This is a genomic window from Mesorhizobium sophorae (assembly GCF_002270415.1).
Lineage (GTDB): Bacteria > Pseudomonadota > Alphaproteobacteria > Rhizobiales > Rhizobiaceae > Mesorhizobium > Mesorhizobium sophorae.
In genome coordinates this window covers 24,893-40,489 of the sequence record NZ_NNRI01000004.1, presented here as the reverse complement: position 1 = coordinate 40,489, position 15,597 = coordinate 24,893, and the positions used below count along the sequence as shown (strand labels likewise).

The window sequence follows — 15,597 nt, the reverse complement described above, 5'->3', positions numbered from 1 at the left end:
TAAGACGGTTTCGACGATCAGCGAAGGGCGGGTCGCCACCCTGCAGCCAGTGCTTCGGCCTCCGAACAAAACCATCGCTCGCCCTTGCTCAGCGTGATTTGGGTCCTGTCGTAGTGTTCCTGGCCGGGCACGTGATAGATGCGTTCGCCCGACGAATTGATATTGCCTTTGATGTTGCATCCGTCGGAACCGGACGAGACGCCGACAAGCGGTACGATCGGCGCGGTTGCAGCCTTGCCATTCCGGCGATCCGCCCTCCATTCCCACGGACGTTCAAACGCGCCGATCCATATCCCTTTGCCTTCGGCCTTTGCCGCCGCCTGCAGGTCGGCGTAGGCGCCGTTGCTATAACGCGGCCAGTCAAGAGCCCAGCCATCCCTGACGAGTGCGGCCTGAACGCTTTCTCCGTCCGCCCTGAAGCAGTTCCCGACGAAACGGCCGTAACGGTCACGGGCGACGAAAACGCATCGGGTCGGAGATGAGGCGGCCAGAAATTGGTCCACCGCTTCGGCCGCCTTTGCACCGCATCGATATGCTTTGCCATTTCCGTCTGCACAGGTTTGAGACGACTCGGGCGCGTCGATGCCATTGAAGCGGATGCGCTTGCCATGGATTTCGATTGTGTCACCGTCGATGACGGAAGCACGGCCGACCAAATCCTCCTGATCGGAGGAAGCTTTGCCCTGCGCGTAAGAAACGATTTCCGGACTATTTCTTGAGACGAAGCTCCACCCGAAATATCCCGCAATGCCAGCAACGGCGAGTGCAGCTGCGACAGTCCAACGTCCGCTTCCCTTCGAATGCTGTCGCGAACATCGCGTCACCGACCTTGCTTCGCGCCGTCGCTTAAGTCGGACACGATGGTCCATTGCCGCCCCCGATGCGCTGACCACAATGCGCCCAAACCGCACTTTTCGCCATATGCTGTGGGAAAAGCTCGGCTAACCCGTCCGTGTCAAAACCCGGCTAAGTTCATGCCACTAGGGGTGTTCCTGCCGCGGCACAAGGCCTCCACACGCTTGGATCGCCGAACGAGCACGAATGACACTGACGTCGACTGCTGGAAATGCTTCAGTGGCTGGCAAAGAATTTGTCGCGGAGCTTCCGAATATGCAATTATTCGGGGAAAGAACATCCAAAGCAAGCCGGGGGCGACGATGGGGTGGGTGCTTGCGGGCGTGGCGTTGGCCGCCTGGTTTTTCTACGGCGCCGTAAAGAATAAGGAACGGAGCGTTCAGCCACCCCAGCTGCGCGAGATCGCCGCAACGCGTAGCAGCTTCGCCGAAGGTCCACCTCAGGCCCAAGCCAGAGAGGCGTGGATGGATCCTCGAATTAACCCCGATCCAAGATTCACCGGAGGCCCAGACCAGTGGGACCGGCGTTTGCCAGGGCCGTCGGCGCCAATTAGCGGCAGCCTCTCTGCGATCAGGACTCCCGCCCGATGGATTCCGTCCGGCGAGAGCGTGCGGGTGGGCGGAATGACCATCGACGCTGGCATGTTTTATCTCGGCGGAGCCTTCACGGGAACGAGTTCGGGCCGCGGAACCAATTGCCTCGTGGATCCGTCGTGCACGGTCGCCCCGTCGGGCAGCGATCTATCGGGCAGCCTCCTACCTTATTGGCCGTCATATTCGAACATTCCACCCATCGCTAGGCGGACTTATCTCGACTGGCTTGCGGGCGGAAGGAACGATCCGAGGATCGGCATAGGATATGTCTTTTTGTTTTTCTACGGCCTTGAGCGTCGCCTGTTCGTGGACGCCGCCAAAGACGAGACGCCTGTATTGATCGCGGAGGTCAGGCGCCTCCTTGCCCTCCACAGCGAAAATCATTCGTTCAAGAACTACGCGTCGAAATTCCTTGACGTTGCGGAGCTCGTTAAGGGCCGCCCGGCACTCTCGCCCGATCTCAGGAACGGATACGAGATGCCGTTGTCCGTCAGGCTCCATCTAGGGCGCAAACTCGCCTCAGCGACTTCTTTCGACGGCACGGACGCACTCCTTTGGGTTCTCTCACTTCCCGACACTTATCTGCGAACGCCTGCGACGAGATGTTTCGACGAGCTAGCCGACCTCTGGCAAATGCGGTTCGCATCCCGCTATCCGCAAGGACTCAAGGTCAATCCGCCGAAAACTAAGCTCAAGATCGAATATCATGCGGCGAGCGGCGGCTTCGAATGCAGGCTTGACCTGTCCGACAGCGAGACCGGGCCGCTTCCCGACATCGCCGCGATTTCCGCGCCCCTCGATGGCTTGCGGGACCTCCTCAATGCATGCACCGACGAACTCGCCTCGTACAGCCGCCTGCTGGGGAAAAGTCCAGAGGCGAAGGGCACGATCGAGGCCGCCTTCCTGTTGCCGAAGGAGTTGTTGACATCGCCTTCGGTAATGGGAACCGCCGTCCTAGGGAATGTTGAACACCTGTTCGGAGGCCGCAACATTGCCGGGGTCAGAGTAGGTCAACTTGCCACGGCATTGGGAGTGGACACCCCACCGAAAGGCAAACTTCCCTCCGGGTTCTGCAATCAAGTCGGAGCCTTCATGGACAAACTCGATGTAGGGTTCGAGCCAGACCGGAGATACGGCGCCCGGAATCTCGATGCCGACGGCTATGTCCTACTGTTCAAGGCGAAAGACGGGGCGCCCGTGGATGGCGAGGCTCCAAGCTATGCTTCTGCCAAGGCCATGGTCGAAGTCGCTGCGCTTGCCGCCGCTTCTGATGGGAAGATCGAGATCAGTGAATTCGAATCGATCAAGAGCGACATCCGATCGGTTCCCGGCCTCGGCGGAATTGAGCGCGCCAGGCTTATGGCCTACGCAAGCACGCTGCTGAAGGATGCTCCCGCCCGGCAATCTGCTATGCAGAGGTTGCGCAGTGTTAAAGCCGAGGCGCGCGACAGCGCGATTAGATCGGCCACGTCGGCGGTGCTCGCGGATGGACATGCCGCTCCGGACGAGGTGAAGTTTCTCGAGCGCTTATACAAAACGCTTGGGTATCGAGTGGAGGATCTATATTCCGCGCTTCATCGCGGTTCGGTAGTCCTAGACGAGCCCATAGCCGTCACACCGGAAACACGGACGGGCGGTGTTCCCATTCCCGCCGAAGCCTCGGCAGCCAAAGCATCCGGCATACGGATCGACGTTGCGCGGCTCGAACGGATAAAGTCGGAGACGTCAGCGGTTTCCCAACTTCTCGCAGGCATCTTTGTCGAAGACGAGCCGCTTTCTCCGCCTCCGGCCCCGATGGAGGCGACCCCGCGAGGAGACTCGAGGTTTGAAGGACTTGATGCGGCTCATTCCGAACTGCTTTCCTGCCTTCTTGGAGCCGGAGAGCTAGGCCGTGACGCATTCGAAGACGTGGCGCGGAAACTGCGGCTGTTGCCGGACGGCGCGATCGAAACGATAAATGAATGGGGCTTCGACAAGTTCGACGAACCGATCCTCGAAGGAGAGGATCACATTGTGGTCGTTGAACATGTCCGGGTAGAACTCCAAGGGGCGGGAGCGGAAAGATGACAACAGGAACGACCATCAAATCGCGCGACCGAGACGTCATCCTCCAGGCGCTTGCCGCCGGTGTCGTCCCAAAGACGGGACTTCGCCACGTGCAGGTCGGAAGGGCTGCGGAAGTGGGAGCCCTGGTCCGGGATATTGACCGTCTGTCAGATGGCGGTGCGGCGATCCGATTTGTCATCGGCGAGTACGGGGCGGGGAAGACATTCTTCCTGAATCTCGTGCGCTTGATAGCGCTTGAACGGAAATGCGTGACCATCCATGCCGACCTTGGGCCCGATCGCAGGATTCATGCGTCCGCCGGCCAGGCGAGGGGACTCTATGCCGAGGCTGTCCGGAATATGGCTACCAGGACGAAGCCCGAGGGAGGCGCGCTGCCGAGCGTTGTCGAGCGTTTCGTGACTGACTGCATGAACGAAGCGGGAAGGAAAAGCGTCCCTGTCGAGCGCGTCATAGACGAACGCCTAGCCCATCTTCAGGAGGAGGTCGGCGGCTATGACTATGCGACCGTGTTGAAAGCCTACTGGCGAGGCAGCGAGGAGGGGGACGAGGTCCTCAAGACATCAGCGCTACGGTGGCTGCGCGGCGAGTATTCAACGAAGACAGAAGCAAGGCAGGCGCTGGGCGTCAGGACCATCATCGATGACAATGACATTTATGACGCGCTGAAATTGCTCGCGGCATTCGTCAAGCTCGCCGGGTATGCCGGCCTGCTCGTTGTCTTCGATGAAATGGTGAACTTGTACAAGCTCCAGAGCGCGCAGGCACGCAACCAGAACTTTGAGCAAATTCTGCGCATGCTCAACGACGTCCTTCAGGGGAATTTCGGCGGCATCGGCTTCGTGTTCGGTGGCACCCCCGAATTCCTTATGGACACTCGCCGGGGCCTTTACAGTTACGCCGCACTGCAGTCGCGTCTCGCGGAGAACGCCTTCGCGACGAACGGCCTCGTCGACCTGTCCGGCCCTGTGCTTCGCTTGCAGAGCCTTACGCCCGAGGATCTCCTTATTCTCTTGTCCAATATCCGGTCTGTGTTCGCACATGGCGATCCGGCAACGCATCTGGTACCGGATGAGGCGCTTCCTGCGTTCATGGAACATTGCAGCAAACACGTCGGCGAGGCTTATTTCAGGACGCCTCGCAACACGATCAAGGCGTTCGTCCAGTTCTTGGCGGTCCTTGAACAGAACCCTGGAACAGGGTGGGAAAGCCTTCTCGGGCGGGTCGACGTCGCGCCTGACGTCGAGAACCCGTCAGCCGACGAAAGCGAAGGCAGCGCCGAGGGCGGGGATGATAATCTTGCCAGCATCAGGCTCTGAGGAACGTTCCGGCTTTGACAAGCTACATGAGACGATCCGGCGCTGGATCTGGGAACAGAAGTGGGAGGAACTGCGTGACGTCCAGGACAAGGCGATCGCCGCGATCCTGAACGGCGAGAACGACGTCCTGATCGCTGCCGCCACGGCAGCCGGAAAAACGGAAGCGGCTTTCCTGCCGATCCTTACGAAGGTTGCTGATCGGAAAGAAGGCGGCTTTTCCGTCCTATATGTCAGCCCGCTCAAGGCCCTCATCAACGATCAGTTCCGCCGCCTCGATGACCTATGCGAGCGGATGGAGATCGACGTAGTCCGCTGGCATGGAGACGCTCCGCAGTCCGCGAAGCAGCGAGCGAGGCGCGATCCGCGCGGTCTCGTCCTGATCACTCCGGAATCCATTGAGGCAATGCTGCTCCGCCGTCCGGGCGACGCGAAGGCCATGTTGGCTTCGCTGGACTTCATTGTCATCGATGAATTGCATGCCTTCCTCAATGGACCTCGGGGGCTGCACCTCGCGAGCCTTCTCCGTCGGCTGGATGATTTGGCCGAGAAGCCGGCAAGGCGTATCGGCCTCTCGGCCACGATCGGCGACCTTGCCGTCGCAGCGCTCTGGCTCAGGCCTGAGAACCCTTCTTCTGTAGTGATCGTCGAATCTGCAGCCGATTCACCGGAGCTCCGTCTTCAGGTTAGGGCGTACGCCGATTCCGAGGAAGTCGAAGACTCTGATGGCCTCGAGAACGAAGAAGGCCCCCCAACCGCCCTCGATCTCATTGCCGACCATGTCTTTGCGAACCTGCGGGGATCCAACAACCTTGCTTTCGCCGGATCGAGAAAGCGTGTCGAGGCGTTGGCCGACCGACTCCGCATCCGGTCCGAAAAAGCCACCGTGCCTAACGAATTCTTCCCGCATCACGGGAGCTTGTCGAAGGAACTTAGAGAGGAGCTTGAGGATCGGCTGAAGAAAGGCGATGTTCCGACCACGGGCGTGGCGACGACGACGCTCGAACTCGGCATCGACATCGGTTCGGTCAAATCGGTGGCACAGATCGGCGCCCCGCGGTCGTTGGCGTCATTGCGCCAGAGGCTTGGACGCAGCGGACGCCGGCGTGGCTTCCCGGCCGTTCTCCGGATCTATGTGCGCGAGCGAAGCCTCGCCGCGGATTCCGATCCTCTAGATCGGCTGAGGTTGGAGACAGTGCGAGCGACCGCCTCAGTCCGTCTCCTGATTGAACGGTTCGTCGAGCCCCCGTCGACGGACAGCGCTACCGCAACAGTGGTGCTTCACCAGACGCTTTCAGTGATTGTCCAGGAAGGCGGCGCGCGTGCTGACCGGTTGTACCGATTGCTTTGCGGTGCCGGGCCGTTGTCCGCGCTCGACAAGACTGACTACGTGGAGCTTCTCCGGACAATGGCGTCGCCGGAACAAAGGCTGATCGAGCAGGCGCCAGACGGGACGATCATGCTTGGCGAGATCGGCGAACGGCTCACGAGCGCACGTGATTTCTACGCCATTTTCTCGACGGACGAGGAGTGGCGACTGGTCTCCGGAGGGCGCACGTTAGGGACGATCCCTGTCTCCAATCCAGTGGGAGTCGGCGCTGTAATTTCGTTCGCGGGCCAGCGGTGGCGCATCGTCGCCGTGGACGACCGGGGAAAAGTGATTGAAGTCGAAAGGCACCGATCCGGAAAGATCCCGAAATTCGACGCCCTAATGAACGAACCGATTCACGACCGGCTTGCGACCGAGATGCAGACGGTTCTGTCGTCGACGGAAATCCCTGCCTATCTCGATGGAGCCGCAACCGATTTCCTTGAGCAGGGAAGGGCAGCATACAAGCTGTTGGGGCTGGATCAATCACGGTTTCTGCGCGCAGGCAAGGACACCCATATCCTCACGTGGAGAGGAACGGACGCGAATTCGGTCTTGGCCTTCGCTATGGTTTCGGCTGGCCTAGAATGCGTGGTTCTCGACGTCGGGGTCACAGTGCTCGAAACGACGCCAGATGAAGCTGCCGCAATCCTGCGACAGATTGCTGAGCGTCCGCCGGACATTCAATCGATCGCGGGTTTCGTGGAGAACCTTCGGACGGCGAAATTCGACGAGATGGTGCCGGAGACCTTGCTACGGCGGCTGTGGGCGAGAGCGCATTCAAGAATCGGAGAAGACCTTGGGATGATGGCAGGGGAAGTGCTCGCGTCCAAACTTTGAAGCTCTCATCCTTGGAACAAAATATACGAACTCTGAGTCCGGTGTCAGCCCGGTTCTTGATATCACGTTCGTCTACACCGGAGAGCTCATCGGCGCAGGCATTCAATTCTGTTGTGACGTCGGCAACTGAATCAACGAGCGGAAGACACGGAGGCGTGGAGTGATAGCGATGCAAGTACGGAAGACTTGGCTGACCCGATTGTTCAGGCTCAACCCGACCGCCGGCCGCCGGCCGCCGACCCTCAAACGGTCGGCCTCCTGTCCTCCATACGGATTGCAGCCTGGGTCATTGCTGGCCTCTTGCTGTTGATACTGATCAACTTGCGGCTATAGCTCTTAGGGAAAGGGCGCGCGCTAGATGGCGACCGAAGAACGCAAATATCCCGGTGAGCTGGCATCCGCGCAGCAGGTCCATGAGCTGGCGGAAGAATACCGCAAGGCGGCAAACCACCTCCTTCAGCTCGGCCGACCCGGCAAGCCACTTAGCCGGGCGCCGTTCAGATTGGCGGCGATCCATGCGATCGAACTCTATTTGACCGCGCTCTTGCTCCACCGTGGGCACAACCCCAATCAGATCCGCAAGATGCAGCATGACCTGTCGGAGCGCACGGATCGCGCCATCGAGGCAGGCCTGCGCCTTCGCGCGAAAACGGCCAGGCATCTTCAGTCCCTCAGCCAGAACCGGGAATATCTTGTCACCCGATACGGCCCCGAACTTGCCGCAACCGCGTCGCAGGTAAATCGCCTCACCGCCACCCTTGAGGAGGTGGCGGCAAAGGTCACTGTGTTGATGGCGCTGCCGTCAGGATCGCAGCGGGCAGGCCTACCTGCCGCCGGCGAGGTTCAAGGCCGGGACTCAGCGGCCTCCTCGTCTGCTGCGACAGCTAGAGCGTCAGGCGAATAGGTAGAATCGTTGGGGATTGAACGAAGCCGCTGACGCGGCATTTTGTGGGTCGGTTTGCGTGTGAGGCTTCTGTTTTGAAGGATTGCGGCTGTTGAAGCGCAATCTTGAGAACAGGAGCAATGAGATGGCCGAGTTGAGCCCTCTTCGCCGACGCATGATCGAGGACATGACGATCCGCAATCTGTCGCCGGCCACCCAGCGATCCTACGTGCATGCGGTGGCCAAGTTTTCGCGCTATTTCTGCCGCTCCCCTGACCGGCTGGGGCTGGAGGAAGTCCGTGCGTTCCAGGTTTATCTGGTGTCGCAGGGCATTTCCTGGCCGGCGCTGAACCAGACGGTCTGTGCATTGCGTTTCTTCTATGGCGTGACGCTGGGCCATGCCGAGATCCCGGAACGGATCGTCTACGCCCGCTCGCCACGGACGCTGCCAGTAGTGCTGAGCGCCGATGAGGTCGTCCGGTTTCTGGAGGCGGTGCCGAGCCTGAAGACGCGCACGGCCCTGACGACGGCCTACTCAGCCGGCCTTCGCGCCTCGGAGACCGTCGGGCTGAAGGTCGGCGACATCGATAGCGAACGCGGCGTGATCCGTGTCGAGCACGGCAAGGGCGGCAAGGACCGGACCGTGATGCTGTCGGCGCAGCTTCTGCGCATCCTGCGGGTTTACTGGCGGCTTGCGAAGCCGAAGGAGTGGCTGTTTCCCGGGCGCGGCGCCGATAGCCCCATCGATGTGCAGGTGTTGTATTCGGCTTGTCGCTCGGCGCGTGCGGCCGCCGGCATCGACAAGCGGGTGACGGTGCACACGCTCAGGCACAGCTTCGCCACGCATCTTCTGGAGAACGGCACCGACATCCGCATCATCCAGGTTCTGCTCGGCCACAACAACCTGTCGAGCACGGCGCGCTACACCAGGGTCTAGAACGGCCTGATCCGGCGTACGACGAGCCCGCTCGACCGGCTGAACATCGAGGTGGTGCCGCCGGGCTGATCGGTTCCGCCGATGTCGGCGAGACTGGAGGTGGCGGATATCTTTCGCCGCCACGCAGAGGCGTATCGGCAGGCCCATGATGGCCGTCTCGGCCGCGTCGAGCGCCGCGTGATGAGCGCGATCGAGCTATGCCGGACCGCCGAACTGGGCGGCCATGTCGAGGGCTGCCGGTCCTGCGGGGTGATCCGCGTTGCCTACAATTCCTGCCTTATGGGCAGATCCAGTAATGGGGAGCTGGCGGCGACCTGATCGTTCTTTCACGCATTTCGCCGCCGGCCCGGCTCACCATTACGAAGCGCTCTTGAGCAGTGCCATCAGCTTGTCGGTCGGCTGGAAGGTGCCGCGCCGCAGATGCGGTGGCACGATCGCTTCCATGGCTTCGAGCTTTTCGGTTGGATCGCCGCGTGTGTAGACCTCGGTGGTCGTCAGCGTGGCATGGCCCAGCCACAGCGATACTTTCCGGATGTCTTGCGTCGCCTGCAGGATGATCATCGCGCAGGTGTGCCTGCTATGTCTTGATCAACATAGGCGGCATGCGCGCGCGGTTGAGATGCTGGGGTCGCGGTGCCTCAAAAGATCATCGGCGACGTGCTGGGGCACCGCTCGACAGGATCGACGGCTCCCTATCTCAAGCTCGCCACCGAGGACCTCAGGGCCATTGCGCTTGATGTGCCGGGAATGGAGGTGGCGGCATGACCGCCCGCTGGCCCGATCCCGACCGCGCGACCATTGACCGATATGTCGCGAGCCTTGATCTGCGCAGCATGAAAAGCCGAACCAGTTATCGACAGGTCTTGCATGGCTTCCAGGATGTCGCCGAACGTTACGAGGCGCTCAATCAGGAGGTGCTGCTGGCCTGGCTACGAGAATCAGCCATTCGCCGGGCGACATCCAGGCTCTTGCACCGCACCCGCATCATTGACCGATTCCTCGAGCGCCTGGTGGAAATCGGCGCGATCGAACACAATCCCGTCGTCGCTCTGCGCGATGAGTGCAATATCAAGCAGTGCATGCCGATCTGGAGGGCATTGGCGTCGCGGGATCCGGAACGGGCTCTTGCCGAACTGCGCCAGCCCAGGCCGTTCTGCAGCGTGCTGGGCGAAATGATGGCCGAGCATGTCGCGATGATGCGGCGCAGAGGATACAAATACACTTCGCAACCCCTGTTGCTCTTGCGGTTCGACCGGTTCCTGCAGTTGCATCCGGGACCGGAAACCGAACCGCTGAGCGCCATGATAGATCGATGGGCGGCAACGCATGTCACGCGTGACCACGCGGAGGAATGCGAAAGGCTCAAGCGCGTCTTTGCGAAAATCCTTCGTCACCGCGACCCGTCGATGCCTGTGCGGCGACCGGATCCGAGACCGAGGAAGGAGGCCGCCAAGCAATGGCGAAAGCCCCATATCTACTCGCCTGCCGACGTGCGACGGATGCTCGACGTCGGCAAGATCATCGCCCGCGCGATGACCGAATGGGACACAGGCGATGCCTCGCAGGTGGCCCCGTTGCTCGACCAGATCAGTCGCCCGGTCGGACAGTTCACCGCCGACGGCGCCTATGATGGAAAGCCGACCTACGACGCTGTCATCAACCACAGCGCCGGCGCTGTGATCGTTATTCCGCCGCGTGCTAACGCGGTCGAGCGCGCCGACACCGAACCTCCCGGCCAAAGGGATCTGCATATCACAGCAATCGGCAGAGACGGTCGAATGAAATGGTAGGCCACCACCGGCTATGGTAAGCGCGCGCTGGTCGAGATCGCCATCGGGCGATACAAGGCCCTCATCGGGCGGCGTCTGCCCGGTCGTTTCATGCTCAGCAGACGGCAATCGCCATCGGCTGCACAGTCCTCAACCGCCTGCTCGAATGCGCACGCCCGAAATCCGTCCGCCGTAATGGAGCCACCGCGTAGACAGCTCCATCAAAGACTGGCATCCGCTCAAGTCCCCATCCACGCACCAACGCCTCCCGAATCCCAAAAATAGCAAGTGCCAATGCAGAAACTTTCGGATCAGGTTGATGCTTCCGCCGGCGATAGTGCGGCCCGGAGATCGAACCGGCCAACGTTGCTCTGGCGACGTGGAACCGGGGACAAAGGCTGTGACGGCGCGCGGATGCTCGATGCAATTCGCGATCTGGCTCTTGCCACTATGGCGCGTGCGCCTGGACCCAGTACCGCGCACGCCGACGATGGCGTCTCAGGCAGCGATATTTCGACATCGCCCAGCGTGCCAGGCGCAGATCGAGATGCATCAATGCTCGGGAAAGTGCCGATTTGTGGTAACGACGATAGTAGTTGATCCACCCACGAAGGATCGGGTTGAACTCTTGGCCAGGTCGTCAATACGTTTGTCGATACGCCCAACCTGCGCCGCTCTGAGTTCCTGCTCCCAAGTCAGCAACGACCCTGACCATGACGCGACAAAACATGGCTCCCTTCATAACCTATCGAAGGGAACCAGACAATTAATGATCCGCAACTGGAGTATTAGGTCGGGCGGCGGCCGCTGAGATGGCAAGGGATGAGATCGCCGGAATCGAGCGCCCCCTGACGGCCCTTGGCGCTGGCGAGACGGTTCTCGGCCATCTCCGTGCCGACGATCGCCGCAAGCTTCTGGCGTATCGGACCTTCGAGCAGCGCCACCTCCTTGCGGTTGGCTTCCTGCAGCTCACGGCGGAGATCGCTGACCTTCGGTTCGGCGAAACCCGCTTCGATGAGTGCCCGGAGGGCGGCCGCGGGCGGCGTAAAGGCGAATGTCAATTGCATTTTAGAGAGCCAGGCATGAACGACGGCGCTCTCGGCGGCGCTTTCGGACCAGAGCCAATCCGCGGCAATGAACCAGCCGCCAGGCTTCAGCACGCGGAGAACCTCTGAGTAGACCGCCAGTTTGTCGGTGATGTGCACCATCGCGTCCTTGGAGAAGACCAGGTTGAAGCTGGCATCCGCAAACGGGAGCTTCCCCGTCGTGACCAACTGGAAGGTGACGCGCCCGGAGAGCCCCTCCTTCGCCGCCAAGTCGCGGGCCGAGTCGATCAGCTGCGGCTCGACATCGATGCCGATTACCGCGGACGCCCCGTGCTTGGCCGCAAGCAGCACGTCGATGCCGCCTAGGCCGGAACCGATGTCGAGCACGCGGCAGCCGGAAACGTCGATGCCCTCCAGCATCTGCGCGACCTCCTCCGGCCCGCCCGGCGAAAGGATGCCCTCACCCCAGATGAATTCCAAGGCATTGGTCAGATTCGTAGGATACTGCATAGTTGGCTCTCCAGTGATGGGGAAGGATTGGATGTTTTGTCGTCCGGCGAGCCCGATCTGCTGGCAGGTCTGGCTGCGCGGGATGTCCTCCCGGACCAAGGACCAGTTAAGGATCGTCACTTCTACGGCGGGCATTCTCCTGGCCTTGTCCGTCGGCGACTCTGCATAACGCCACCATGAAACGGTCATCGGCTGGGGGCGCAAAACGTCGCCATAGATCATCAGCGGGCGGACGCGTGATCCGTAGCTCTGCGTCCAAGCGTGATTCGTGAAGACGAAGCCCGAAAACTGTTCGCCGAATTCGCCATGCATAAGCAACACCGGGGCCGATCTCCTCCAGCCAGCCGACGGCAATTTCCATCTCGCGCTTCAGGAACACTTCATATCAGACAGTAACGACGATATTCCCAACGTGTAGCTTTTCCATGAAAGCCTGTTGCGCCTTTGCAAGATCCGGCAGTGTATATTCCGCTGCAAGGAGAGGCCTCAGCAAGCCACGTTCAATCAGATCGACCAATCGCCTTGCCGTTCCCGGCGGCACGATCGTCGCACCGGTCAGTTGAAGGTCCTTGTAGATGAGTTGCCTGAGGTCAAAATCGACTACTGGTCCCGAAATGGCGCCGGAACTCGAATAGCGTCCACCTTGGCGTAAGGCGCGGACGAGATGGTGGAAGATACGGCCTCCCACGACGTCGAGTGCGACGTCGACGTCGCCGCCAGCCGCCGTTCGGATCGCCTCGGACATTTCCGCCGTCTCCCTATCGATCACGGCGTCGGCGCCAAGCTTCCTCAAAACGCTCGATTTGGACCGTGATGCAATGGCGATGATCCGAGCTCCGCGCAATCGGCACAACTGGATCGCAGCAGTTCCCACGCCCCCAGAAGCGCCGGCGATTACGACGGTTTCTGCCGGCCTCAAGCCTGTGCGCGCCACCAAATTCTCTGCCGTGGCGTAGGCGCAAGGGAACGTTGCGAGTTGGGCGTCGGACAAATCGCAGTCAACGCGGAGCGCGTTTTCGGAGCGTACAGTCGTGAATTCAGAAAAGCCGCCGTTGCATTCCGATCCGAAGTAGACGGCGCTCGAAGGATTCATCCAGTCTCCCGAACCGAGAAGCCAAGGATCCACGATGACCCTTTCACCAATCCGAGTAGAACCCACGCCATCACCGACCGCGGCGATCCTGCCCGCGACATCGGAGCCTTGAATAAGCGGGAAGCTTATCGCAGAGCTTCCCCAACTGCCTGCGTCGAACTGAGCCTCTGCAAATCCGGCGCTTCCACTGGTGGGCGTAATGCCTTCGGTGACACGCTTGGAGTACCAAGCCGTCCGCGTGTTAATGTCGGCGTTGTTCAGACCGCATGCGCCAACCTCGATGAGCACTTCTCCGGCGCGCGGCGCCGGAATGGGCCAATCTTCACGATACTCAAGCTTCTCAAGACCGCCGTGACCAGTGAGGATGACCGCTCGCATCAATGTCTTCAAGCTCATAATTGCTCTCCAAGGGTACGAGATTGTCGATACCGGAGGGTCGAGACTTCCGATTTCCGGGCGACTCCAATGCCAGGCGCGCAGGGAGCATAGCCTTCAATCTGTCTGGCCTGTCCGGAAACCGGATCCATTGCGGGATGGGAATGGCTAAGGACAATTCGCCAAAAGGGTCCGAGCACCACGATATCAATCTTTCGAATGGTTGTATCCGGCGCGCGAAGATCGCGCCCTAACAATGGAGATGCAAACGGAACATCGAGGCGGCTGCAGCGTAAAAGAGTAGGTTCGTCAGTAGTTTGAATAACTGGCCCTGACCGCTGTCTCCGACATGGAGGGAGGCGGCTCTCATGGTTTGCGATACGGCCTCGCAACGCCCTCCGATGGCTCGCCGACGAAGAAGCTGACATTGGCAAAATCGACCCCCATGTGGAACAAGTTGCTACGGGCGCTTCTAGCGAATGCACGCCAATTGCTGCAGCCAGGCGGGCGGTCTCGATCGTGTGGGTAGTCGGTAGTTGACGTGTCGATCCACACGCTCCCCGGTGCCCATATCCGGCCGAGGCGCCTTTCTCGCCCGTCATGTTGTCGAAGACGTCGTGTGGCAGCAACAGACAGGTGATGACAATTTCGCAATTGCGGGCCGCGTCTCGCGGTGCGTCATGCCACCGTGCTCCCTTTTCGACAACGTCTTTCGAGGCCGTGGGCTCGATATCGTAGACATCGACCCCGATAGGCGGCTCCCAGGAGCTTGGCGATCATCAGTCGCCCCCCCCCATGCTGCGTCGGTATTGTGGATATGAATAGTGTGCACAGCGCTTCCTCTAGCCTCTACAGCAGCCATGGGACATCCTTTTGCAAGTAATTCACGATTTGACTTGGATAAGTGTCAATATCGACAGCAAAGGAATATCCATCGCACTCATGGCAAAGACAAGTATATATAAATGAATAATTCATTGAGCTATTGTTAAATACAATTGACTTTCATTTGATGTATGACAGATAGAAGGCATGGCCAGCCCCGTCTGCAAGAGGTTTTTGTGCAGGCGACAAACCTCACCAGAACCGCTGAATGACAAGCTTCTGGCAGATCGGCGCCCATATGCTCACGCACCAGCGCAACCAGCCCCTTCCGCACCTTTGCGGAAGTCCACCGGGCTTCGTCGCCACCATGACCTTGACGGCGCCCGTCGGCCCGATCACGACGTAGGCTTCAGCGCACGGATCACCGCCGCAACAATCTTGGTGTCGGCTCCCCGACCGACCCGCATGGCCGTCGATCTCAAGCTCGGTGACACCAGCACTCCCGGGCGTCTTCCGCTTCCGTGGCCGTGCTGGACGCGTCGGCGCCGGTTCCGGAAGCGTCGCCGTCACCACTGCGGGAACAAACAACGGCGTTGTCACCTTAACTTGATGGGGAGCGCGAAGTCGAAGTGGGTCGATTTCAGGCGGCTGCAGTCGCTGCTTTCCACTCGGCTATGGCGGTAAGTCGGTGGAGATGTATCTGGAAGGCGGAGTGTTGGTGGTGGGACGGAACGAAGTGGTTTCGGAGACCTGAGAAGATCGACACGAACCGTTGCAGGCCTCTTGATGATCGAAAGCCCTGCATGGCGTTCTCACGCTTTCGCAGTGGCACATGTGAATTCTCGGCGCGGTTGTTCAGGCCTTTGTGCGATCGATGCTCGACGTTCGGCATAACCTGACGCCGCGCCGCGCCGTAGGAACGCAGCTTGTCGGTGACCATCCGCTTCGGCGTGAGACCCTGCTTTCTGAGGAGCCGGATCAGCAATCGCTTTGCCGCCTTGGTGTTGCGCCGGTTCTGGACGATCTCATCAAGTACACAGCCGTCCTGATCGACCGCGCGCCACAACCAGTGCTGTCTGCCGGCGATGGTGACGGCCAGTCGAGTGGCCCGGGCGAATTTCA

Annotated in this window: 13 protein-coding genes and 4 pseudogenes; 10 read left to right on the top strand and 7 right to left on the bottom strand. The window is 60.4% G+C overall.

What is annotated here, in order from left to right:
- Positions 1–17: 17 nt before the first annotated feature.
- Positions 18–584 carry a thermonuclease family protein gene (locus CGZ66_RS03335; protein ID WP_245330998.1) on the bottom strand — a complete coding sequence of 189 codons (567 nt, stop codon included), beginning with the start codon at positions 582–584 and terminating at the stop codon, positions 18–20.
- Between CGZ66_RS03335 and CGZ66_RS40595 the strand changes: the two genes are divergently transcribed.
- The 7 genes and pseudogenes from CGZ66_RS40595 to CGZ66_RS03305 form a co-directional block, all read left to right on the top strand.
- Positions 495–719, top strand: coding sequence for a hypothetical protein (locus CGZ66_RS40595; RefSeq protein ID WP_245331002.1), 225 nt, complete (start codon positions 495–497; stop codon positions 717–719). The two genes, CGZ66_RS03335 and CGZ66_RS40595, sit on opposite strands and share 90 nt — an antisense overlap.
- An 81-nt stretch (positions 720–800) precedes the next feature.
- Positions 801–3,515: a TerB N-terminal domain-containing protein gene (locus CGZ66_RS03330; protein WP_095081563.1), complete on the top strand. Its 2,715-nt coding sequence runs from the start codon at positions 801–803 to the stop codon at positions 3,513–3,515.
- Positions 3,512–4,831, top strand: a complete 1,320-nt coding sequence (locus CGZ66_RS03325) for an ATP-binding protein (protein WP_095081561.1) — start codon at positions 3,512–3,514, stop codon at positions 4,829–4,831. Before CGZ66_RS03330 ends, CGZ66_RS03325 begins: the two co-directional genes overlap by 4 nt.
- Positions 4,803–7,037, top strand: coding sequence for a DEAD/DEAH box helicase (locus CGZ66_RS03320; RefSeq protein WP_095081559.1), 2,235 nt, complete (start codon positions 4,803–4,805; stop codon positions 7,035–7,037). The genes CGZ66_RS03325 and CGZ66_RS03320 overlap by 29 nt, the downstream gene beginning before the upstream one ends.
- Before the next feature lie 358 nt (positions 7,038–7,395).
- Positions 7,396–7,941: a HEPN domain-containing protein gene (locus tag CGZ66_RS03315; RefSeq protein ID WP_095081557.1), complete on the top strand. Its 546-nt coding sequence runs from the start codon at positions 7,396–7,398 to the stop codon at positions 7,939–7,941.
- A gap of 124 nt (positions 7,942–8,065) precedes the next feature.
- A pseudogene (locus CGZ66_RS03310) lies at positions 8,066–8,926 on the top strand (tyrosine-type recombinase/integrase).
- Between the two features lie 12 nt (positions 8,927–8,938).
- Positions 8,939–9,133, top strand: a pseudogene (locus CGZ66_RS03305) (transposase zinc-binding domain-containing protein); the annotation flags it as partial.
- An 81-nt stretch (positions 9,134–9,214) separates the two neighbouring features.
- On the opposite strand, the gene CGZ66_RS03300 reads toward CGZ66_RS03305, so the two are convergent.
- Entirely contained in the window at positions 9,215–9,418 is a 204-nt protein-coding gene (locus tag CGZ66_RS03300; protein ID WP_095081555.1) for an integrase, read from the bottom strand.
- A gap of 72 nt (positions 9,419–9,490) precedes the next feature.
- Between CGZ66_RS03300 and CGZ66_RS03295 the strand changes: the two genes are divergently transcribed.
- Positions 9,491–9,622, top strand: a complete 132-nt coding sequence (locus CGZ66_RS03295; protein WP_425352256.1) for a hypothetical protein — start codon at positions 9,491–9,493, stop codon at positions 9,620–9,622.
- Positions 9,619–10,838, top strand: a pseudogene (locus CGZ66_RS41660) (transposase). The gene CGZ66_RS03295 and the pseudogene CGZ66_RS41660 overlap by 4 nt, the downstream one beginning before the upstream one ends.
- Before the next feature lie 236 nt (positions 10,839–11,074).
- On the opposite strand, the gene CGZ66_RS41655 reads toward CGZ66_RS41660, so the two are convergent.
- The 4 genes from CGZ66_RS41655 to CGZ66_RS41650 all read right to left on the bottom strand — a co-directional run bounded on the left by CGZ66_RS41655 (position 11,075) and on the right by CGZ66_RS41650 (position 14,381).
- Positions 11,075–11,242, bottom strand: a complete 168-nt coding sequence (locus tag CGZ66_RS41655) for a group II intron maturase-specific domain-containing protein (protein WP_095081553.1) — start codon at positions 11,240–11,242, stop codon at positions 11,075–11,077.
- A 172-nt stretch (positions 11,243–11,414) separates the two neighbouring features.
- Positions 11,415–12,494 carry a class I SAM-dependent methyltransferase gene (locus tag CGZ66_RS40590; RefSeq protein WP_425352255.1) on the bottom strand — a complete coding sequence of 360 codons (1,080 nt, stop codon included), beginning with the start codon at positions 12,492–12,494 and terminating at the stop codon, positions 11,415–11,417.
- Positions 12,495–12,567: 73 nt separating this feature from the next.
- Positions 12,568–13,671 (bottom strand): alcohol dehydrogenase family protein, encoded by a 1,104-nt coding sequence (locus CGZ66_RS03275; RefSeq protein WP_095081551.1) that lies wholly within the window; start codon positions 13,669–13,671, stop codon positions 12,568–12,570.
- A complete protein-coding gene (locus tag CGZ66_RS41650) occupies positions 13,668–14,381 on the bottom strand; it encodes an NAD(P)-binding domain-containing protein (protein ID WP_425352259.1) in 714 nt (237 codons plus the stop codon). Before CGZ66_RS41650 ends, CGZ66_RS03275 begins: the two co-directional genes overlap by 4 nt.
- Positions 14,382–14,743: 362 nt before the next feature.
- Between CGZ66_RS41650 and CGZ66_RS39745 the strand changes: the two genes are divergently transcribed.
- Complete coding sequence (locus CGZ66_RS39745; RefSeq protein ID WP_167391971.1) at positions 14,744–14,881, top strand: hypothetical protein; 138 nt, start codon at positions 14,744–14,746, stop codon at positions 14,879–14,881.
- A gap of 234 nt (positions 14,882–15,115) precedes the next feature.
- On the opposite strand, the pseudogene CGZ66_RS03265 reads toward CGZ66_RS39745, so the two are convergent.
- Positions 15,116–15,562 (bottom strand): annotated as a pseudogene (locus CGZ66_RS03265) (IS6 family transposase); the annotation flags it as partial.
- Between the last annotated feature and the right edge of the window lie 35 nt (positions 15,563–15,597).

Coding starts and splice junctions, on each gene's coding strand:
- CGZ66_RS03275 (WP_095081551.1), bottom strand. CDS start 13,671: ATGAGCTTGAAGACATTGATGCGAGCGGTCATCCTCACTGGTCACGGC.
- CGZ66_RS03320 (WP_095081559.1), top strand. CDS start 4,803: ATGATAATCTTGCCAGCATCAGGCTCTGAGGAACGTTCCGGCTTTGAC.
- CGZ66_RS03315 (WP_095081557.1), top strand. CDS start 7,396: ATGGCGACCGAAGAACGCAAATATCCCGGTGAGCTGGCATCCGCGCAG.
- CGZ66_RS03330 (WP_095081563.1), top strand. CDS start 801: ATGCTGTCGCGAACATCGCGTCACCGACCTTGCTTCGCGCCGTCGCTT.
- CGZ66_RS40590 (WP_425352255.1), bottom strand. CDS start 12,494: ATGCATGGCGAATTCGGCGAACAGTTTTCGGGCTTCGTCTTCACGAAT.
- CGZ66_RS39745 (WP_167391971.1), top strand. CDS start 14,744: ATGACAAGCTTCTGGCAGATCGGCGCCCATATGCTCACGCACCAGCGC.
- CGZ66_RS03325 (WP_095081561.1), top strand. CDS start 3,512: ATGACAACAGGAACGACCATCAAATCGCGCGACCGAGACGTCATCCTC.
- CGZ66_RS03300 (WP_095081555.1), bottom strand. CDS start 9,418: ATGATCATCCTGCAGGCGACGCAAGACATCCGGAAAGTATCGCTGTGG.